Here is a 20,059-nt window from a genome sequence, read left to right on the forward strand (position 1 = left end):
TGATTGAGCACATTTTCCATCATAAAGAGATGCTAAGTGGTTGTGAATGCGATAATTCGATAGAAAATTTTATTTAATTTAATAAAAAATTTTTATCAAATTCACCTCTTGAACTCTCATTTTTCGACCTTATTATTTTCATCGAAAGCGAGCTGTCGACTCGCAAATCCATCTTGATGTTTATTTTGTCTTTTATTTTTGGTTCCAAGTAGGAGGCACTTAAAAATGAAAATTCGTCCTTTAAATGACAAGCTAATTGTTGAAAGACAAGAGGTGGAAAATAAATCTGAAGGGGGAATCGTTTTAACTTCTCAGTCGGTGAAAAAATCAAACCGCGGGAAAGTCATTGCTGTTGGTTTAGGTAAACGTCTTGAAAATGGCGAACGCGCTGCGATGGAAGTCAAAGTGGGCGACCAAATCATTTTCAATGACGGTTACGGCGTGAAAACCGAGAAAATTGACGGCGCAGAATACTTAATTCTGTCCGAATCTGATGTGTTAGCAATCGTTGAGTAATTATTTTTGTAGTAGTTTTTTGAGGAGATAACCATGGCTGCAAAAGACGTATTATTTGCTAATGACGCACGTCAAAAAATGCTGAAAGGTGTGAACTTACTGGCGGACGCAGTAAAAGTGACACTAGGCCCGAAAGGCCGCAACGTTGTGCTTGATAAATCTTACGGCGCGCCAACCATCACCAAAGATGGCGTGTCTGTAGCGAAAGAAATCGAACTGAAAGATAAGTTCGAAAACATGGGCGCACAAATGGTGAAACAAGTGGCGTCCAAAGCGAATGATGAAGCGGGGGACGGTACAACGACCGCTACCGTACTGGCGCAATCTTTCATCAATGAAGGTCTTAAAGCGGTAGCCTCTGGCATGAACCCAATGGACCTAAAACGTGGTATCGACAAAGCCACTGAAGCGGCGGTTGAGAAACTACGTGAAATGTCTAAGCCATGCAGCGACAAAGAATCTATCACCCAAGTGGGTAGCATTTCTGCAAACAGCGATCGCGCGATCGGTGAAATCATTGCAGAAGCGATGGAGAAAGTGGGTCGCAATGGCGTGATTACGGTTGAAGAAGGCCAAGGTCTAAACAACGAATTGTCTGTGGTTGAAGGTATGCAATTTGACCGCGGTTACTTGTCGCCATACTTCATCACTAACCAAGAAAATGGCAGCGTCGAGCTAGACAACCCTTACATCCTATTGGTGGACAAAAAAGTCAGCAGCATCCGCGAGCTATTGCCTGTACTAGAAGAAGTGGCGAAATCTTCTCGCTCGCTATTGATCATTGCTGAAGACATCGAAGGTGAAGCGCTAGCGACATTGGTTGTGAACAACATGCGCGGCATCGTGCGTGCGACCGCGGTGAAAGCGCCTGGCTTTGGTGACAACCGTAAAGCGATGATGGAAGACATTGCGGTACTAACTGCTGGTACGGTCATCTCTGAAGAAATCGGCCTAGAGCTCGAAAAAGCAACGTTAGAGCAACTAGGTAGTGCGAAGAAAGTGACCATCACCAAAGACACAACAACCATTGTGGGTGGCGCAGCAGAAGCAAGCGCGATTGCTGATCGTGTGGCTTCGATTGAAAAACAAATCGAAACAACCACCTCTCAATACGATAAAGACAAGCTTCAACAACGTGTTGCGAAGCTTTCTGGCGGCGTAGCGGTGATCAAGATCGGCGCTGCAACCGAAGTTGAGATGAAAGAGAAGAAAGATCGCGTGGACGATGCACTACACGCTACTCGCGCAGCGGTTGAAGAAGGTATTGTTGCTGGTGGTGGTGTTGCCCTAACTAAGATCGCGAAAGAATTGGCGAATCTAAAAGGCGACAATGATGACCAAAACGTGGGTATCCGAGTTGCGTTACGTGCAATGGAAGAGCCTCTTCGTCAAATCGCAACTAACGCAGGTGACGAAGCTTCTGTTGTGGCGAACGCTGTCAAAGCGGGTGATGCCGATTACGGTTACAACGCTGCAACAGGTGAATACGGCAACATGATCGAAATGGGCATCTTGGACCCTGCGAAAGTAACACGTTCAGCGCTTCAATTCGCAGCGTCTGTTGCTGGCTTGATGATCACCACTGAAGCGATGATCACCAACCACGTTGAAGACAAAGAACTTGATATCTAACGTCATCAACCGTTAGTGATTAAGTAAGCGTTAAAATAACAATAACATTGCAAAACCTAAGCGGGCTCGCTTGAGCCCGCTAATCAGTCATTTGAGGTAAGTGTTATGACCCGTTTACCTGAGTTTTCTTTCTCAATATCTGAGCCGGGCGGTAATGAAGCTTCGTCAACGTGGCCGACTGCTATTCACTTCCCCCTCGTTCCAGCTGGGCCAGAGTTTTCGATCGAAAATGCTCTGCCTAAACGTCCGACGGTGACGATATTCACTATCGATCTGTCTCAGTTATTTAAAGGGGACGCTCGGGTCATCCATTAACTGTATCGAAACAGCCAGCGCACGTTGGCTGTTTTTTCTAATTTAAGGTATTGATAATGCAGATTTTTATTTGATTACAGCCACTTGTTCAATGATCAATTTGAACTGGGGTAATCGGACCGCAAGCGTACTACACTTTTAAGCCCAGCATCGCGCCGAAAATGATTAATCCCGCCCCACATGCTTGATTGAGTCGATGCTTAATCTTCAACAAGAAAGCTTGTAGCTGGGGTGACGTGAATAAAACAGCAACGATAGAAAACCAAATACCATGCAGCGCAATCATATAAATCCCGTAGAACAAGGCGATGTGTTGCTGACTAGAGTCGGGAGAAATCACTTGGCTAAAAATACTCAGAAAAAACAGCATCGTCTTGGGATTGAGTAAATTACACAGAAACCCCTGCATGAAAAATCGCCACATTGAATACTCGCTCTGTTGAACGGTTTCTGAGTTTGATGCAGGTTGCGAGGAGAATATTCCTTTAATCCCAAGGTAGACAAGATAAGCGGCCCCAAGATAGCGCACGAGATTAAACAACCATTCATTTTGTGAAATTAAGTAACTGATCCCCAGCATGGAGTAAGCGATGTGGATGCTTATCGCCATGCTGATACCAATCGCACTGTATACGCCTGCTTTTCGTCCTTGATTTAAGCTATTTCTTAATACCAAAACAAAGTCTGCGCCAGGGCTAATGACAATAAGCACACCTAATAACGCAAGAGTTACAAATTCCATATCGATTTCCTGTTTGAATGATGAAGTCTGGGATGTAGCGAAATTGTAGGCGTCTTTATTACTGACTATAATCGAAAAACATTCCCATATTGGTGAGAAAAACTCACAGATGCGTCACCTGAAATCTTTTTATGTCTTCCACGTTGCGGCGAGTTCTTCAAGCTACACTGAAGCGGCTGACAAACTGAACATTACTCACGGAGCCGTGAGTAAGCAGATCAAGCAACTTGAGCAATATCTGTCTCAACCTTTGTTCTTCAAAGAGGGCAGGAAAGTCGTGTTGACGGCGGAAGGCGAATTACTCAAGACATACACAGAAACGGCATTCCAAACGCTAGAAACAGGCGTGAATACGCTTATTCAAGAGAAGCATCAGCATCTTGAAGTGTCTTGTGAACCGACATTAACCATGCGCTGGTTGATGCCAAGGTTGGCCGCGTTTAATGATGAACACCGTGCTGATGTTCGTTTGTCGACGGCTGGTGGCCCGGTAACATTAGGATCAACTGGGCTTTCGATGGCGATTCGTCGAGACGATTTTGCGCAGCATCACGATTACGACAAAACCATTCTTGTGGAAGAGTGGGTGGGGCCGGTATTTTCTCCTGAGTATTGGCAATCCATTAAAGACAATTTGAAAGCAGCTCGATTGTTGAATAGCCAAACCAGACCGAATGCTTGGGCGGATTGGCAGCAATCAACACGTTGTGAAACTTTCAACGGCAACACTCAGCAATCATTCGCGCATTTTTATTTTTGCATACAAGCCGCAGTGGATGGCTTAGGCGTCGCAATGGGATCGTATCCTTTTGTCATGGACGATATTAAGCGTGGTAATTTGGTCGCACCATTTGGGTTTTCTCCATCAAGTTGCAATTACGTTTTATTGAGTCAAGATAAAAAGCGTACAGAACTCGAACATAAATTTATCACGTGGTTACAAACGCAAATGGCAGAGTGTGTGCCACTGTCATCACAGCAGATTACGCAAGGCGAATAGAAGGCATAGAGCGAGATTACGTCAGTCAGTTTTATGGAAAAAGGCTTAGGAAATTGGAAATGGAAAACCTCAATATTGTTGAAATCAAATCATTTGTTCCGGCGAAAGATTACGCGCTATCAAAACGCTTTTATGAGGCGATTGGCTTTGAAATGGCGTCGGACTTCGGTGATGTAGCATACTTCTCTCAAGGTAGCTGCGCGTTTCTTTTACAGAATTTTTATGAGCCAGAACACGGCAATAACTTCATGATGCACTTGCTCGTAGAAGACGCAGAAAGTTGGCATCAGCACTTATCCAAAGTGGGTCATGAGGAATTTGGTTCGCGTTTGACAGAGCTAGTCGAGCAACCTTGGGGCATACGCGAATGTTGTTTGTTTGACCCTAGTGGCGTTTTATGGCGAATTGGCCAGAACATGAATACTGACTAAAGCCAGTCTTATTTTCACCGCATCTACGCGCAGGTATTGAGATCTCGATATCTGCGCGTTTTCTTTTTTACTTAGCCTTGCCAACGTTTGTAGCGCACTCACGCCCTTTTCGAGGTGGTGTGCGATGGGCTAACGCCAAAAAACTCCTCAAGCAGCATGGCTTTGAGTTCCGCTCTGACTTCTGCGCCACCGATTAACGCCAAAAGTGCGAGTCCTCCTGGAATAAGGATGACCATTAATATCGGTCTTAAAATATACGAAAAGCAGAAGATGGTCGGGAAGAAAATCAATCCTTGGCCTAGTTTGTTTAATACGTACATGAGCGATTCCTTTTGTTTTTATATAAAATGAGCATGCTCAATTTTATAAATGAGCGCGCTCAATTTGTCAATCTCAACCACGCAAGGTATGATCCTTTCAGGCTCATTAAGCAGACACATCAATGACGAAGCGACAACAAACCAGAGATAAAATTCTAAAAGCCGCATGGGCATCTTTTGCTCAAAATGGCTATGACATGACGACCACAAGGCAGATAGCGAGAGAAGCAGGAGTAGCCGATGGCACAGTGTTTAGCCATTTCCCGACTAAACTGTCGATTTTGCGCGAAGGGATGCTGGCGCAACTGCAACAGATCAGCCAAGAAACGCTAGTCAGTGTGGAAGGTAAAACCGATATCGACATTGGTTTGGCGCTGACGGAGAAATACTATCGCTACTATTTTGCGAACGTTGAGCTGAGCCGAGCTTTGTTGAAAGAAGTGATTTGGGATTTGGATTATTATCAGTCGTTTAACCAAGCTTTGTTTCAATCTGTAAACGGAAGCTCCGTCCTTGAGGGAAAAATACCGCTGATTTTTGACTGCTATTTTATGACGTTAATCTCGCACTTGAGCCGTGCAGAACCGGATGTTGAAGCGGCACTTGAAGAGTTTCATGCTAAGTTTCAGCAAATCATTGCGACTGCATAACATGGCCCCAACGCAGGATCTGAAAGAATATACTGCCTGTCATTTTATTTGCTGGACTCCCATTTTCTCGTTTCAGTTGGCGTCTCACCAAATAGCCGCTTGTAGCTTTGACTGAACTGCCCGAGATGGAAAAAACCAAAGTCAAAAGCAATTTCTGCAATTGTTCGATTATCTTCAGGGCTTTGTAGCACTCTACGTACTTGATTCAGGCGCATTCGATGTATGAACTGCTTTGGGGAAGTATTACAGCAATGTTCAAAGGTGTACTGTAGTGTGCGACGACTGACGTGTACTGCGTCACACAGTTCACTGACGGTTATCGGTGTACGGTAGTCTAGATCCTGTAGCTGTTGTTTTATACGGTGCATCACGTGTTGACGATGAGAGCTTGATATCGGATGGCTCGTGTGCAGTGAACTGAGTGAGAACAACTCCAGCACAATATCTTTTAAGATTGCTTGATGTGTGGTTTCAGACCATCTTGGCTCGGCGGAACCAAGTAACGTGCCTAAGTAGTATTTAAGTTGTTGAATGTGTTTTTCCGTCAAACCCGTTAAGTGTAATGTGTTGTTTTGGATACTCCCAAGCTCAAGTTGATTTTCTATGATGTGAACGAAGTTTTTGTCGAGCACTATTCCATAGATAGAAAACTGCTCCGGTGTCATTAACTCAAAATCAGCGCCACCTTGCCTAAGCAAAAGTTGGCGTGAATTAAACTGACTGTGATTTAGGTGTAGCGGCTTATTTTCCGCACTCAAACCCAACCAAATACCTCCCTCTTCAACCCTGCATTGCTGTCTTAGCGAGCGGTTACTGTCTTCACGAAACACATGGAAATTGGGAAATCGTCGTTCTCGAATTTGACCTAAAAATCGACCATCGCTGAGTTGGTCATATTCCTGTTGCCAGTTTATCAGACTCGCAGCTTGTTGGTTTGCATCCTTAGTGTGATGGATGCACAGCATTGGTGCAGTTTGGGGCATTTGGTTACTCATCCTTGTGATGCTCATTCCTTTTTTGTGAGTTATGTTGGAGCAGTATTTACATAACTCATTGTTTATTATTGGTTTATAAATGTTGCCAGTTTTTGATAACGCTACGGAACACATTTGGCAATACTTTCTTAAAGCTTATTGATAGTTCAGCAAAAAGCGAACCAAATAGTGAAGAGGAAGAGCAATGACGGCAACTTATCGTCGGCAACAAGGAAGTAAAGTCTATACCTTTAAGTCATTAGCTGACTTGATGGCGAAAGCGACACCGGAGCGCTCAGGCGATGCGTTAGCCGGGGTTTGTGCTCAGTCAGCGGCAGAACGTGTAGTCGCACAAATGGCGCTGTCTGAGTTACCACTTAAAACTTTTCTTAACGAGGCGGTTATTCCATACGAAAGCGACGATATCACTCGCCTAATTATCGATACGCATGACCTTGAAGCCTTTAAGCCGATTGAGCACTTGACGGTTGGAGATTTTCGAAATTGGCTGCTGAGTGAAGAAGCCGATGGTGAAACGTTGGCTAAAATTCGTCAAGGTTTAACACCAGAAATGGTGGCCGCAGTCAGTAAGATTATGCGCAACCAGGATTTGATTCTCGTTGCTAAAAAATGCCAAGTTGTCACGGCTTTTCGGAATACGATAGGCTTGCCGAGTCGCCTGTCTACTCGCTTACAGCCGAATCATCCCACTGATTCTCTCAACGGTATCGCAGCGACCATTTTTGATGGTCTGATGTACGGAAATGGCGACGCGGTTATCGGTATCAATCCGGCAACAGATAATGTGCCTCAAGCTATCAAGTTAATGAACTTAATGGATGAGGTGATTCAACACTATCAAATACCGACTCAGTCTTGTGTGTTAACTCATGTCACGAACACGATCGAAGCCATTGAAATGGGTGCACCAGTCGATCTCGTTTTTCAGTCGATAGGCGGCACGCAAGGGACGAATGATACCTTCGGAATCGACTTGTCGATTTTGAAAGAGGCCCATGAAGCCGCGTTGTCTTTGAATCGAGGCAGTGTAGGAAACAATGTGATGTATTTTGAGACCGGACAAGGTACAGCGCTGTCTGCGAATGCATTTCATGGGGTCGATCAACAGACTTGTGAAGCCCGCGCTTATGCTGTCGCGAAACAGTTCGATCCTTTGTTGGTTAATACTGTCGTTGGGTTTATTGGCCCTGAGTATCTGTTTGATGGCAAGCAAATTATTCGTGCTGGGCTTGAAGATCATTTCTGTGGGAAGTTGCTTGGTTTACCTATGGGTTGCGATATCTGTTACACCAATCATGCCTATGCCGATCAGAATGACATGGATAACTTGCTGACACTATTAGGTGTGGCCGAGTGCTCGTTCATCATGGGTATTCCAGGGTCTGATGACATCATGCTCAATTATCAAACTACCTCATTTCACGATGCCCTTTACGCAAGAAAAGTACTCGGTTTGAAGCCAGCACCAGAGTTCGAACAATGGTTAATGGAGATGCAGATTTTCGAGAGCGTGCAAGACGTTCGGTTAAGTGAGCAAATCTCTCGCTCGTTTTCGGGAGCAATTAACCAACTGAATAAGGGGTATTCTCATGGGTAAAGTAATCACCATTGCTCAGTCCCCACAAGATGAGTCTGAAGTTGTCACATACAACCCGTGGGGCAAGTTACGTGACTTCACCTCTGCTCGGATCGCTCTGGGTCGTAGCGGGAACAGTGTACCAACCAACGAGTTACTCTCATTTCAGCTGGATCATGCCCAAGCTATGGATGCAGTGCATTGCAGTTTGAATATTGAGTCTCTCGTTGCTGGTTTGTCGGACTCTTACTCGATTCTTGAAAATACCTTAGAGCCTCCAGTGGTAGTGAGCAGCCGAGTAAGTGATCGGCTTATGTACCTGCAAAGGCCCGATTTAGGAAGGCAACTCGATGAATCTTCTTGGCAAACGCTCAACTTGATAGCAAATGAGCATAACACTGACATTGATCTTGCGATTGTTATTGCTGATGGACTTTCTTCCGTCGCAATTCAAAACCATGCCGTGCCTGTTGTTACTCGATTGATTTCTCTTTTAAGCGCTGATGATGAACATCAATGGAAATTCGCACCTATCACAATCGTAAAGCAAGGAAGAGTAGCGGTAGGGGATGATGTTGGTGAATGTTTTAACGCCAAGGCCGTGCTGGTTTTAATTGGAGAGAGACCCGGTCTAACTTCTCCGGATAGCATGGGTATGTATCTCACTTGGGGGGCTAAACGAGGCTCTAAAGATTCCCAAAGAAACTGCATTTCCAATGTGCGCCCTCAGGGGCTCAACTATGACGATGCCTGTGAACGCGCATTTTACTTGCTCAAGGAGGCTCGAAAATTCCAACTGTCAGGAGTGAATCTGAAAGATCGCTCCGATATCAATGAGCCAAGTGGCGCAAGTGTTGAAGATAAACACAGCGACAACTTTTTAATTTCATCAAAGTAGAAGGATTTACTATGTCTAAACATCAGGAGTACTTGGCCAAAAGGCAGCTAAAAAGAGGCACCGCAGGTTGGATCTTACTTGCTGGCTTAGGTGTCTCGTATGTTATATCTGGTGACTTCGCCGGTTGGAACTTTGGTATCGCTCAAGCAGGATGGGGAGGCTTTCTTATTGCTGCTATCGCGATGGCAGTAATGTATTTCACGCTAGTATTGTCTTTAGCTGAAATGTCTGCGGCTATTCCTGCTGCGGGTGGTGGTTACAGCTTCGCAAGACAGGCGATGGGGCCGACAGGTGGCTTTTTCACTGGCTTATCAGTTTTGATTGAATATGCGCTCGCGCCTGCTGCGATAGTGATTTTTATTGGCTCAGCAGTGAATGAATTGGTTGGTATCGATGGCCCTGTTGTTTACGCACTTTTCTACGCCGTCTTTATCGCTATTCATATGGCAGGGGTTGGCGAAGCTCTCAAAGTAATGATGGTCATCAGCGGTTTGGCTGTGCTAGCTATTCTCATTACTGCTGCTGTGCTTATTGGTCACTTTGACGTTAATAACTTATTCGATATTGCTCCGGCGACGGCTCAGGCAACAGAAATCTTGCCGTTTGGGTGGTATGGCGTATGGGCTGCGTTGCCATTTGCAATGTGGTTGTTTCTTGCGGTTGAAGGTGTGCCTTTAGCGGCAGAGGAGGCAAAAAATCCGGCAAAAGATGTTCCCAAAGGCATCATTGGTGCGATGCTGTTTTTATTGCTAACCGCAACTCTCGTAGTCGTCCTTTTGGCTGGTGCGGTTGGCTCAAAGGTCATAGGCGATAGCGCGGTGCCATTAGTTGACGCCCTAAAGCTTACGGGCAATTCAACGGTAGCAATGGCCGTGAACTTACTTGGATTGGCTGGCCTTATCGCTTCTTTCTTTTCAATCATTTATGGTTACAGTCGCTTGGTGTTTGCGCTTTCCCGCGCGGGTTATTTACCGCAAACTTTGTCATTAACCAGTGACAAAAAAGTGCCTTCTCGTGCGCTTTTGGTTCCGGGCGTTTTTGGGTTCTTGGTTTCACTTACGGGTGAGGGGGACTTAATCTTGGCGATGGCTGTTGTCGGTGCGACTGTATCGTACGCATTAATGTCCTTGAGCCATATTTTATTGCGAATTAAACAGCCGGAATTAACTCGTCCATATAAAACGCCTGGTGGGATAATTACGTCGAGTATTTCTCTGGTGCTTTCTTTGATCGCAATGACAGGTGTTTATGCTTTTGATCCCTCAGCCTTTTTCATGACAATGGGATTGTTTCTTATCGGTGGTGTTTATTATGGGTTATACAGCCGCAACAAACTGGTGGCAGCAACCGCCGAGGAAGAGTTTGCCATGCTGTCTGTAGCAGAGCTAGAGCTTGAATCAGATGTCGTACGATAGTCACTTTGATTCTTGTTATTCAGCATATTAAGGGAGCCATAGGCTCCCTTTGTCATTTCTATCAAAAGTGCATAGCGCACAAATGCATCACTTTAACTTTATAAGCGGTTAATCATGTGAAAGTCTAGTCTGGATAACGATGGCGCAGATCCATCACAGGTAAAGGTTAAGTTTTCAAGGAAAGAGCATGATAAACAAGGTATTTAATACACTTTTGGGAACAGAGTTACCGATTATTCAAGCGCCAATGGCCGGTGTGCAAGACAGCCAAATGACCATAGCCGTCAGTAATGTTGGCGGGCTTGGCTCGTTACCTTGTGGAATGCTGAACAAAGACGCCATCGTAAAAGAACTTCAACTTATCAAGCAGGCAACTAACCGACCGTTTAACCTCAATTTCTTTTGCCATGAAATGCCGGAGTATGACGCCAACAAGCACGAAGAGTGGCAAAAAACGCTGCAACCGTATTTTTCCGAGGTTGATGCAACCGTTCAGGCTCAGCCAAACGCTCCGACAAGGATGCCTTTCAATTATGATATTGCTGATGCGATTGAACCATTTGCACCGCCAGTGATCAGTTTCCACTTTGGTTTGCCAGACGATGATCTGTTAGCTCGAATTAGAGGGTGGGGAGGGAAGATCCTTTCGTCAGCGACTACGGTGGACGAAGCACTTTGGCTAGAAGCAAAAGGCGTTGACGGTATTATCGCCCAAGGCTTGGAGGCTGGTGGACACCGAGGTATGTTTTTATCGGATGATTTAACTACTCAATTAAGTTTGATGGCGTTATTACCACAAATCGCCAAACGGGTGAATTTGCCTGTTATTGCTGCAGGCGGAATCGCTGATAGAAGTGGGGTGGAAGCCGCGTTGAGATTAGGAGCGAGTGCCGTTCAAGTTGGCAGCGCCTATTTGTTGTGTGATGAGGCGAAAACATCGTCTTTACATCGATATGCCATTGCCAGTGAACGCGCGCAACATACCGCTGTGACCAATGTTTTCTCGGGCCGACCAGCGAGAGGCATTGTGAATCGCGCGATGTCGGAGCTAGGCTACATCAGTGAGTTTGCGCCGAAATTCCCATACGCCTCCATTGAAATGGCTCAACTAAGAGCGCTTATGGAAAAGCAAAACCGAGATGAATTCACACCGTTGTGGTGCGGACAAAACTCGTCGGGTTGTAAGGAAATATCGGCGGCAGAAATGACATTGTCATTAGTGGAAGGCATCGATTTAAACTGATATGCATCTTGCCTTTTAAAGCGATGCTGACTGAATGGTTACGAGTTATCCCTGTATTTATGTAGTAAATCTAATGGGATGTGGCAGTAATCATTCGGAAAGTTTGTGAGTCTGTCTTGGTGCTCATCATCACTTGGCACATAATTTGTAAGTGGCAGTACTTCTACGGCGATCTTGTCGGCGTCCGGTCGCGCTGCGATAAACGCTTTCGCGATGGTGAGATGCTGTTCGTTTTGGCTATAAACACCAGTACGGTACTTCTTACCTACGTCTTCACCTTGCTTGTTAACGCTGTAAGGGTCGATTATCTCAAACAAATACCCCATTAAAGTTTCAACCGAAACTTGCTCAGGGTCGAACTGGGTTTTCACGCACTCTGCGTAGCCATCGTATTCGGATTGAGTGTTATCCGTTGTGCCATTTGCTCGCCCTGCTTCTGTGTTGATTACGCCCGGAAGGTGGCGCATAAATTCTTGCACGCCCCAAAGGCAGCCGCCAGCGAAGTAAATTTCTTCCATCACTTTTATCCTAGTCTTTACCGTTGTTGGGATGTAGGGAGCTAACCCCTCTTCTTCCATCCCATTTTCGTTGCCCTATTATCTGTTGATGGGAGCGATATTCGCAAGGTGCAGCTTGGCTAATCAGACCACGTGCTTTTTCCTTTTTACTTTCAAGTTCTTTTCATATGAAACATCAGGTGAGTATACTGTAAGCTCATCAATAAGGAGCGAATCTGTGAACCCAAGACAAAATGAAATTCTGCAATTAGTGAACGACCGTAAACGCGTTCAAGTCACGGAGCTTTCTGACATCATTGGCGTGTCGGGCGTGACCATCAGACAGGATTTGAACTTTCTGGAGCAACAGGGCTACCTAAAGCGCGTTCACGGCGCAGCTACCGCGTTGCAAAGTGATGACATTGATGCCCGCCTGGAAGTTCGTTTCGATATTAAACAATCGCTCGCAAACCAAGCTGCGGATTTGGTCGCATCGAATGAGACAGTGCTGATTGAAGGGGGCAGTGCCAATGCGTTGTTGGCTCGGACTTTGGCTGAGCGCGGCGATGTGACCATCATTACGCCATCGGCGTATATCGCCCATCTCATCCGTAACACTTCTGCCAACATTATCTTGCTTGGTGGCGTGTATCAGCACCAAGGCGAGAGCTTGGTCGGACCGCTGACTAAGTTGTGTATTGAGAACATTCATTTCAGCACAGCCTTCTTGGGTATTGACGGCTTCCATCAAGACACTGGCTTTACTAGCCGCGACATGATGCGTGCTGAGATCGCAGAAACCATCATTGCGAAAAAAAGGCGCAATATTGTTCTAACGGATTCTAGTAAATTTGGGCAAATTTATCCCTCATCAATTGGTAAGACTGACGAAATATCAGTGCTGCTGACTGACAAAGCCGCTCCGAAAAGCGACCTTGAACAAATCAAAAAGCGAGGTGTGGAAGTTATATTAGGCTGATTAAGCAACGCTTTGTTTTCGCTTCGCGAGCATTGCTGTTGGGGAGAAACCGGTGACTAGCATAGTGCCGCTAAGCACTAGAATTGTTCCTATGATGGTGTTAGAGCCGACGGGCTCATCTAGCACCAAGTAGCCCCATAAGATACCAAAAACAGGAACAAGAAAAGTGACAGTCAGTGCTGACGCTGGGCCGATATCAGAAACTAAGCGGAAATAGAGCAAATAAGCGAACCCTGTGCATACAACGCCGAGCGTGACAACAGAGCTCCATTCGAAATGACTTGGTTCTGCACGCATTGGTAAGAATGGTAGCAGCGGCAGTACCCAAATAACCGCCGCCCACATGCTGCCGTGAGCATTGTCAAAAGCTGGTACTTGTGGCGCATTTTTAGTGTAGTTGGTAGCAATGCCATAGCTGAAAGAAGCCATCAAACTGGCGGCAATAGGGAGCATGGCTTCTTCACCTATGGTTGAAGTATCTAAGCCGACCAAGACTGCAACGCCTCCAATGCCTATTAGCATACCGAGAACAGATTTCGCTGTGAGTGGGCTGCGGTACCAAACAAAGCCAACTAGTGCTCCCCATATTGGGGCGGTTGAGTTCAATATTGCTAAAGTTGATGCATTCAGTGTCTGGGCTGCGTACGCAAAGAGTAAAAATGGAACTGCGCTATTGAATAAGCCAATAATAAAGAAGTGTTTAGTATGCGCAGTTAACGTGAGTTTCTTCTTCAAATATACGGCGATCAATAACAAAGCGACGGCGGCAAATGTAACTCGAAATTCGATTAAGTAAGCCGGCCCGAATGTGTTGGCGGCGACTCGCATAAACAGAAACGAGCCACCCCAAATAGCAGCGAGGCAGAGTAAGCGAAAAAAACTGACGGCAGTCATTTGACATCCTTGGTCGAGGTCTAGCGCCTCATCGATTAATTGTTGCGCTAACAGTGAATTAAACCAAGGATGAGGTCAACCAGAAATGTAATGCCAGTTCCGGATCTGGCTAGCTTGGGCTCACGTTGATGGTGTGTTGTTGATTTGTGATCACTTAATGGCTCTCTGACCATACTGCGAATTCATTTCCACTCGGTTCAGTGAAGTGGAATCGACAGCCGCCGGGGAATTCGAAAATAGGGCGGATAATTTTTCCACCATGCTGCTCTACTTTTGTCTGAGTGGCCTGAATGTCTGAGCTATAAAATACTAAAAGTGCGCCACCATTTGCGGTTTGGTTTATAAACTCAGATTTGAAGAATCCGCCATCCAACCCTTGTCCTGAAAATGCAGAATATTCTGGACCATAATCGGTAAAGCTCCAGTCAAAAGCACGCTCAAAAAATTGTTTGGTCGCACTGACATTAGTGGAACCAAATTCAACGTAATTCAATTTTTCATGTTGATGCATGGTGAAATCCTTCTCGGTTACTATCGTTTCTAAGCGAACTTTTCTACGATGATGTCGTCCGCTTTTTCGACAAATAATGCGCCATTATCTCTGAGCTCTGTCAGCACATTCTCTACATTATCAGGCAGCACCGCTCGAGTTGAAGCAAGATTAACTACCACATTGTAGCCAAGTTCCAGCGCTTGCATGACGGATTTTTTCACGCAAAAGTCCAAGGCAAGGCCACCGATAACTAAGGTATCAATCCCGTTGAACTTTAGAAATTCATGCGCACCTGTCGTTTTAGTGTCGGCAATATCATGGAAAAAAATACCGTAAGGGTGCGCATCAGGATCCATGCCTTTATTAACTTGAAAATCGTAGTCCAACACGGGTGGTAAACCATCTAGCAGCTCAGAACCTGTTGTGCCAAGCACACAGTGACGGTTCCACTTTATATCCACATTCGGTAAACCAACGGGCTCAAGCATATTGGATGGCGATTCTGCATCCCACTTTGCTTTTGGTGGGTGTAAGTCACGACTGACCAGTTTTAATCGGCCTTTGGCATGATTACTCAGAAGCTCCGGTACGATTTCCAACGCACCTGCAACGGGCAGTTCATTTGGACATAACTCACTAAAGCCTTTCTCTGGATCAACGTCGATCACTGCTGTAGTTTGATAGTTTACTCGAACAGTCATGGCAGACTCCTTGTCTGTCTGATTGTCTGCGTTTATCCACGCAAACAGTTTTGAAAAAAGGTTACTTCGTCGCTAGTCAGCGTATATACCATTGCGGGTTTTCCACCTTTGCCTTTGTTGGTTGAAGCGACTTTATTAGTGGGTTTTAGTACGCCTGAATCTATCAAGCGGCGCTTAATCGTCATTCGGCTGATATCAATACCAAACTCTTGATAAGCAGAAATGATGTCCGCAACCAAAAACTCTTTGTCTAATGCAAACAAAAGAACCGATGTGTATTCAATGGATGCACGAAGCTTTTGCCACGCTTTTTCAATGGTTTTTTGATGATCAAATGCGAGGGTTTCTTCTCCATTGAGAATAGCCTGTAGCGAAAACCATTTAAGTTGGCATTCCGGTACACCTGCATTATTTATTTGCTCTACATTGTTACGATCGACTAAGGCGTAGTGCGTAATGTTTAAGCTCCAGTCTTCTGGATCGCGCTTTGGATCACCGTCGATAAACGCTTCGCTAAAATGGCGAGGGTAGGTATGGATTTTCTCACGGCAAATTCGGCGACGCGCCGCTTCAAAGTTTTCATCGGCCGGGCGTCCGCCTTCACTGGTTAAGTCTTTATCAAAGACAAATCCGCCCGGTAGTGCCCAGACTCCATGGTATGGCCGATTTGGATTTGAACGTTTAATCAACAACACTTCCAATCCCTTATCGGCACAGCCAGATAGCCTGAATGGAATAATGTCGACAGATACGATCATGGTTGGGTCCTAATATTGATTTGTAAGTAATCTAGCGCATAACAAGTGGTCAATCAATGGGTAAGTAACGAGTTGTTAGAAACGTTTTTGGTAGTGTTCGTAATACGGTTTGAGCATAAATTTAAGGATGACTCTGACTTATTCACAATGCTTGCTCGAATTCTAGACAAAAAAACCTTATAAAAATGAGTGGTTAGTAACAAAAGTTGACAAACTATAGATGGGTGTTTATTGTTTACGCAAATTAGTTAGTAACAAAAAGTTATATACCCAGGAAGGGCATGTAGAAGGGCACCTAATGACCACCAAACTATTTTCTTCCCGCATCATTCAAAGCGCTTTGGATTTCGATGTCTACAAAGTCAATATGATGAGTGCTGTAACAGCGCTTTACCCTGATGCGATGGTGTCATATAAGTTTATCGTGCGCAGTGAGGAAGACCTCTCTGAGCTTTTGCCTGAGGTAAAAGCCGAAGTCCTTAAACTGCAAGATATTCAATTTACGCAAGAAGAAATTGAATATATTAAGCGTGTCGCGCCTTACCTGAATCCTGACTTTGTTGATGCACTGCGCCATTTCCGTTTCAACCCACAAAGTGATGTCTCTTTCCATAATAAAGCCATGGCTGATGGCTCAAGCCAGTTAAGAATTACCATTAACGGTTTGTGGCGAGATACCATCTTGTACGAAACGATCATCATGAGTATCGTGTCTGAAGTTCGTAGCCGTCAGCGTTGGTCAGATATCCCTGTTGCGCAATTTACCACTGTTTTAGAAGAGAAAGTTCGGCACCTAAAGTCGGAACTAAAACGTCGTAAAATCACTAACTTTAAATTTTCTGACATGTCGACGCGTCGACGTTTTTCCTTCCAAGCTCAGCGCACTATGCTGGAATATTTGTGCCAGGAAGTGCCGGAATGTTTGACAGGAACAAGTAACTATCACTTAGCAAAAGAGCTAAACTTGACGCCTATCGGCACCGTTGCTCATGAATGGTTTATGGGACACCAAGCTCTGGTGAATGTGCGAGATTCGCAAAAAGTGGCGTTGCAACGTTGGCAAAAAATGTTTAATGGTGCACTAGGTATTGCGTTAACCGATACGATTGGTATCGATGCTTTCCTTAAAGACTTTGATGAAGAACTAAGTAACGCGTACTTCGGTGTACGTCACGATAGTGGTTGCCCTTATAGCTGGGGTGAAAAAATGATTGCACACTACCAGTCGCTGAATATAGACCCATTAACAAAAACACTGGTGTTTACCGACGGACTTAACTTCGAACAAGCGTTAGATATTTGCGAGTATTTCCAAGGACGTATTCAGGTGAGTTTTGGTATCGGTACTTTTCTTGCCAATGATATGGGTGATTATGTCAATAAAGATGGTGAAGCCTACCAGCCACTTTCTATCGTGATAAAAATGGTCACGTGCAATGGTTCACCGGTCGCCAAAATCAGTGACGAACCTGAGAAAGCCATGTGTGAAGATATCTTCTTTTTGATGAATCTCAAGCGCCGCTTTGAACAACCTCTTGATTTAAATGAGTGTCGTAAAATGATTGATCGTTTAGAAACTGAAGGTCAAAATTATCTCATCGACGCGTAGGCGTTATCCTCTCTCCATGATAAGCACCCTCTATCGTTACGACAAATTTATATAGGTAAACGTGGAGGGTGATTTCGTTATAGTAATATACAGAAGTAACCAGATACAGCGCAGGAAAGCACTCAAAAGTTGATGTGTTATCTGCCTTTGATTGGTGTAAATCGATACGTTACAGCATCGTGGACGGTGTATCTCATCCGACACTAAACTCAGTCTAATCACGTAGTTTATTCCCACGTACCATGAGCTCACTCGGGTATAGACGTCTATCTGCTTTTATGACTTTGGGCTTCACGTAGTTGCTTGAATCAGGAGTCAAAATGAACCTAGTAGTACATTTGCAAAAGAAAGCGATCCGAAAATATGGCTATGAGATGGCCACTCGCCAAGCATGGAGGTGTGGTATCAAGGCAAATCTTGTAAAGCGCGTGATTGGCCTTTTTAAAGGACAAATTGTTTGTGTGGTTGAAGGTTGCCGAGCAGAGTTTTCTTCTCCTCTTAATAACCCCCTTCACGAAGATGACAAGCAGGGGCGATATGTGTTTGTTGGCGGTGTATGCTGGGAACCAAATAACATTATAGCGCCTGGTTTCCCTGATTTTATGTTTATGCACGTGCGTAATCTAAGCCACCGTCATAAGTATTTAACGGATGACGAACTATTTTTGAGCTTGGCTTAAAAATAAATCTCATAGACTAGTCCAGCCCAATCATAATCAGTAGTGATACAGTTTTAGCTCTGTTGACATTCTGCTGAGTGTTTCTTGACGTACCTCTTATAAAACAGTGTTTCTTTACTTGTTAATAACAGAGGGTTTGTTTTCGTCTGATGTGATTTCCCTTTTGCGATTTACCATAACGCTCATCAAAGCAAACCATACTGGGATGTAAATCATGAATATGAAATCTATCGCAATTGCAACGGCAGTTGTTGCTGTACTAGCAGGCTGTAAAGACAAAACGCCACCAGCTCCAACTCAAGCAAACATTACTTTGGTTGAAGCGGTGACTGAAACGGTGAAAAAGCCGCACCAAGTATGTAAAGACGTGGTAGTAACCGAGCAAGTTGCCCCTGCGGATGACAATAAAATTATTGGTACGGTTGGTGGCGCAGCAGCTGGAGCAGCGCTGGGCAACCAAATCGGTGGTGGCTCAGGTAAAGTGATTGCAACTGCAGCTGGTACGATTGCTGGTGCACTGACAGGTCGTAAGATCCAGGAGAATGTGCAAAAAGGTGATGTAGTAACAACGACGAAAAAACAGTGTCATACAGAATATACGACATCTGATAAAGTAGTGGGTTACGACGTCACTTACGAAGTTTCAGGTGCACCAACGACGGTTCGTTTGGCGAGCAAGCCAGCGACAAAAACGTTCCCAATTCAAGATGGTAACGTTGTTCTACCACAATAGTTAGCGACTTAACCGAAGCGATTAACAAGCCCTTTTATCTTTGAGATGAAAGGGCTTTTTCACACAAGCGGCGTTTTCATCTGTTTTCCTATTGGAATGTGCGGCCAGAAATACCCGTTAATTTCCGCGTTCGATACAATCACTTTTCTTAAAGTACGAACGGAAAAAACATGGAAGATTTTTACCTGGCCGAGCACGGTCTGGCTGGTTATTTCGAAGCGCAATGGTTCGACAAGTTCATTGAGGATCAACAGATTGAGATGATAACCAGTCGCTCAAAACAAGTCCCACTTTCTTTTTTGTCATCACCTCACTGCTCCCAAGTTGCTGATTTTATTGCGCAGGCGGTAATCGAAAGCAGCGTTCAGCCGTATTCCCTACTTGAGGTTGGGGCGGCGCTGGGAAGAAATTATTATGAGTTAGTGCAACGCTTACCTAACCTTAGAGAAGCGACGCTTGTGGAGCCTTCAAATAGGTTAATGGATGGCTTGAAGCAACTATTAATAGAAGAACAACGCGTCGAGCTTACTTACCTTCACGATGTGAACACCTTAAACACTTTAGAGGTAGAGAATAGAGATATCGTACAGAAATGTGCTCATGTTGATTTGACGCTAATTAACCAGCCTTTTGAGCTTGATACTCTCCAATCTCGCTTTGATTTAGTCGTATGTTTAAATGTGATTGATCAATGTGAGTCGCCACTTAGCGTGATCAATGCTCTAAAAAAAACCACCAAGGTGGGTGGGCTGATCGTTGTCTCTTGCACTTATCAGTGGAACGCGAAACACATCAAAAATAAAGAAGAGGCGGTTGATGATATCAAAGAATACTTTGCTGAAGGCTGGCGTCTAGTGTCGGAAGCCGAGCATGAATATCGCATCCGGTTTAATGATCGCTTTGCAAGGCAGTTTTTATCTCACGTAGTCGCTTACGTAAAAAACGATTAGAGCCACATAAAAAAACCGAGCACTTACGGCTC

23 protein-coding genes are annotated in these 20,059 nt (G+C 44.8%); 15 read left to right on the top strand and 8 right to left on the bottom strand.

Features of this window, described 5'->3' with window-relative positions; all coding sequences use genetic code 11:
• Window positions 1-225: 225 nt before the first annotated feature.
• From R7Q38_RS00685 to R7Q38_RS00695, 3 genes are all read left to right on the top strand, one after another.
• Window positions 226-516: a co-chaperone GroES gene (locus R7Q38_RS00685; protein WP_005373989.1), complete on the top strand. Its 291-nt coding sequence runs from the start codon at window positions 226-228 to the stop codon at window positions 514-516.
• A 33-nt stretch (window positions 517-549) separates the two neighbouring features.
• Window positions 550-2,148 carry a chaperonin GroEL gene (gene groL, locus R7Q38_RS00690; RefSeq protein ID WP_239938684.1) on the top strand — a complete coding sequence of 533 codons (1,599 nt, stop codon included), beginning with the start codon at window positions 550-552 and terminating at the stop codon, window positions 2,146-2,148.
• Window positions 2,149-2,253: 105 nt separating this feature from the next.
• Window positions 2,254-2,463, top strand: a complete 210-nt coding sequence (locus R7Q38_RS00695; RefSeq protein ID WP_115386481.1) for a hypothetical protein — start codon at window positions 2,254-2,256, stop codon at window positions 2,461-2,463.
• A gap of 130 nt (window positions 2,464-2,593) precedes the next feature.
• Here R7Q38_RS00695 and R7Q38_RS00700 read toward each other — a convergent pair whose 3' ends face one another.
• Window positions 2,594-3,205 (bottom strand): LysE family translocator, encoded by a 612-nt coding sequence (locus R7Q38_RS00700; protein ID WP_005388704.1) that lies wholly within the window; start codon window positions 3,203-3,205, stop codon window positions 2,594-2,596.
• Between the two features lie 109 nt (window positions 3,206-3,314).
• Between R7Q38_RS00700 and R7Q38_RS00705 the strand changes: the two genes are divergently transcribed.
• Entirely contained in the window at window positions 3,315-4,205 is an 891-nt protein-coding gene (locus R7Q38_RS00705) for a LysR family transcriptional regulator (RefSeq protein WP_005388706.1), read from the top strand.
• Between the two features lie 59 nt (window positions 4,206-4,264).
• Complete coding sequence (locus tag R7Q38_RS00710) at window positions 4,265-4,636, top strand: VOC family protein (RefSeq protein ID WP_053304622.1); 372 nt, start codon at window positions 4,265-4,267, stop codon at window positions 4,634-4,636.
• A 98-nt stretch (window positions 4,637-4,734) separates the two neighbouring features.
• Here the strand turns inward: R7Q38_RS00710 and R7Q38_RS00715 are convergent, their stop codons facing one another.
• A complete protein-coding gene (locus tag R7Q38_RS00715; protein WP_213872739.1) occupies window positions 4,735-4,956 on the bottom strand; it encodes a hypothetical protein in 222 nt (73 codons plus the stop codon).
• A gap of 122 nt (window positions 4,957-5,078) precedes the next feature.
• On the opposite strand from R7Q38_RS00715, the gene R7Q38_RS00720 reads away from it, so the two are divergent.
• On the top strand, window positions 5,079-5,606 hold the full coding sequence (locus R7Q38_RS00720) for a TetR/AcrR family transcriptional regulator (RefSeq protein ID WP_033906295.1): 528 nt from the start codon (window positions 5,079-5,081) through the stop codon (window positions 5,604-5,606).
• 44 nt (window positions 5,607-5,650) lie between these two features.
• On the opposite strand, the gene R7Q38_RS00725 is transcribed toward R7Q38_RS00720, so the two are convergent.
• Window positions 5,651-6,601 (bottom strand): helix-turn-helix domain-containing protein, encoded by a 951-nt coding sequence (locus R7Q38_RS00725; protein ID WP_239938682.1) that lies wholly within the window; start codon window positions 6,599-6,601, stop codon window positions 5,651-5,653.
• 184 nt (window positions 6,602-6,785) lie between these two features.
• Between R7Q38_RS00725 and R7Q38_RS00730 the strand changes: the two genes are divergently transcribed.
• From R7Q38_RS00730 to R7Q38_RS00745, 4 genes are all read left to right on the top strand, one after another.
• Complete coding sequence (locus tag R7Q38_RS00730; RefSeq protein WP_005388715.1) at window positions 6,786-8,198, top strand: ethanolamine ammonia-lyase subunit EutB; 1,413 nt, start codon at window positions 6,786-6,788, stop codon at window positions 8,196-8,198.
• The gene (gene eutC, locus R7Q38_RS00735; RefSeq protein ID WP_170893081.1) at window positions 8,191-9,075 is read left to right on the top strand and encodes an ethanolamine ammonia-lyase subunit EutC; all 885 of its coding nucleotides are present in this window, start codon (window positions 8,191-8,193) and stop codon (window positions 9,073-9,075) included. Before R7Q38_RS00730 ends, eutC begins: the two co-directional genes overlap by 8 nt.
• Window positions 9,076-9,086: 11 nt before the next feature.
• Window positions 9,087-10,490 carry an ethanolamine permease gene (eat, locus tag R7Q38_RS00740; RefSeq protein ID WP_005373969.1) on the top strand — a complete coding sequence of 468 codons (1,404 nt, stop codon included), beginning with the start codon at window positions 9,087-9,089 and terminating at the stop codon, window positions 10,488-10,490.
• Between the two features lie 187 nt (window positions 10,491-10,677).
• Window positions 10,678-11,733 (top strand): NAD(P)H-dependent flavin oxidoreductase, encoded by a 1,056-nt coding sequence (locus R7Q38_RS00745; RefSeq protein WP_170893082.1) that lies wholly within the window; start codon window positions 10,678-10,680, stop codon window positions 11,731-11,733.
• 38 nt (window positions 11,734-11,771) lie between these two features.
• Here R7Q38_RS00745 and R7Q38_RS00750 read toward each other — a convergent pair whose 3' ends face one another.
• The gene (locus tag R7Q38_RS00750) at window positions 11,772-12,251 is read right to left on the bottom strand and encodes a peptide-methionine (S)-S-oxide reductase (RefSeq protein ID WP_017635126.1); all 480 of its coding nucleotides are present in this window, start codon (window positions 12,249-12,251) and stop codon (window positions 11,772-11,774) included.
• A gap of 217 nt (window positions 12,252-12,468) precedes the next feature.
• On the opposite strand from R7Q38_RS00750, the gene R7Q38_RS00755 reads away from it, so the two are divergent.
• Window positions 12,469-13,209, top strand: a complete 741-nt coding sequence (locus R7Q38_RS00755) for a DNA-binding transcriptional regulator YciT (RefSeq protein ID WP_054865466.1) — start codon at window positions 12,469-12,471, stop codon at window positions 13,207-13,209.
• On the opposite strand, the gene R7Q38_RS00760 is transcribed toward R7Q38_RS00755, so the two are convergent.
• From R7Q38_RS00760 to R7Q38_RS00775, 4 genes are all read right to left on the bottom strand, one after another.
• A complete protein-coding gene (locus R7Q38_RS00760) occupies window positions 13,210-14,103 on the bottom strand; it encodes a DMT family transporter (protein ID WP_064354514.1) in 894 nt (297 codons plus the stop codon).
• 154 nt (window positions 14,104-14,257) lie between these two features.
• Entirely contained in the window at window positions 14,258-14,614 is a 357-nt protein-coding gene (locus R7Q38_RS00765) for a VOC family protein (protein WP_042523322.1), read from the bottom strand.
• A 29-nt stretch (window positions 14,615-14,643) separates the two neighbouring features.
• Window positions 14,644-15,297 carry an isochorismatase family protein gene (locus R7Q38_RS00770; RefSeq protein ID WP_054579245.1) on the bottom strand — a complete coding sequence of 218 codons (654 nt, stop codon included), beginning with the start codon at window positions 15,295-15,297 and terminating at the stop codon, window positions 14,644-14,646.
• A gap of 32 nt (window positions 15,298-15,329) precedes the next feature.
• Window positions 15,330-16,055 (bottom strand): NUDIX domain-containing protein, encoded by a 726-nt coding sequence (locus R7Q38_RS00775; protein ID WP_005373953.1) that lies wholly within the window; start codon window positions 16,053-16,055, stop codon window positions 15,330-15,332.
• A 298-nt stretch (window positions 16,056-16,353) separates the two neighbouring features.
• Here R7Q38_RS00775 and pncB point away from each other — a divergent pair, with 298 nt between their 5' ends.
• From pncB to R7Q38_RS00795, 4 genes are all read left to right on the top strand, one after another.
• The gene (gene pncB, locus R7Q38_RS00780; protein WP_005373949.1) at window positions 16,354-17,664 is read left to right on the top strand and encodes a nicotinate phosphoribosyltransferase; all 1,311 of its coding nucleotides are present in this window, start codon (window positions 16,354-16,356) and stop codon (window positions 17,662-17,664) included.
• Window positions 17,665-17,984: 320 nt separating this feature from the next.
• A complete protein-coding gene (locus R7Q38_RS00785) occupies window positions 17,985-18,344 on the top strand; it encodes a hypothetical protein (protein WP_017819785.1) in 360 nt (119 codons plus the stop codon).
• Between the two features lie 214 nt (window positions 18,345-18,558).
• Window positions 18,559-19,077, top strand: coding sequence for a glycine zipper 2TM domain-containing protein (locus R7Q38_RS00790; RefSeq protein ID WP_005373945.1), 519 nt, complete (start codon window positions 18,559-18,561; stop codon window positions 19,075-19,077).
• A 170-nt stretch (window positions 19,078-19,247) separates the two neighbouring features.
• Window positions 19,248-20,027: a methyltransferase domain-containing protein gene (locus R7Q38_RS00795; protein WP_318113954.1), complete on the top strand. Its 780-nt coding sequence runs from the start codon at window positions 19,248-19,250 to the stop codon at window positions 20,025-20,027.
• Window positions 20,028-20,059: the final 32 nt, after the last annotated feature.

Source organism: Vibrio sp. Vb0598 (assembly GCF_033338935.1).
In the GTDB taxonomy this organism is placed as follows: Bacteria; Pseudomonadota; Gammaproteobacteria; order Enterobacterales; family Vibrionaceae; genus Vibrio; species Vibrio alginolyticus.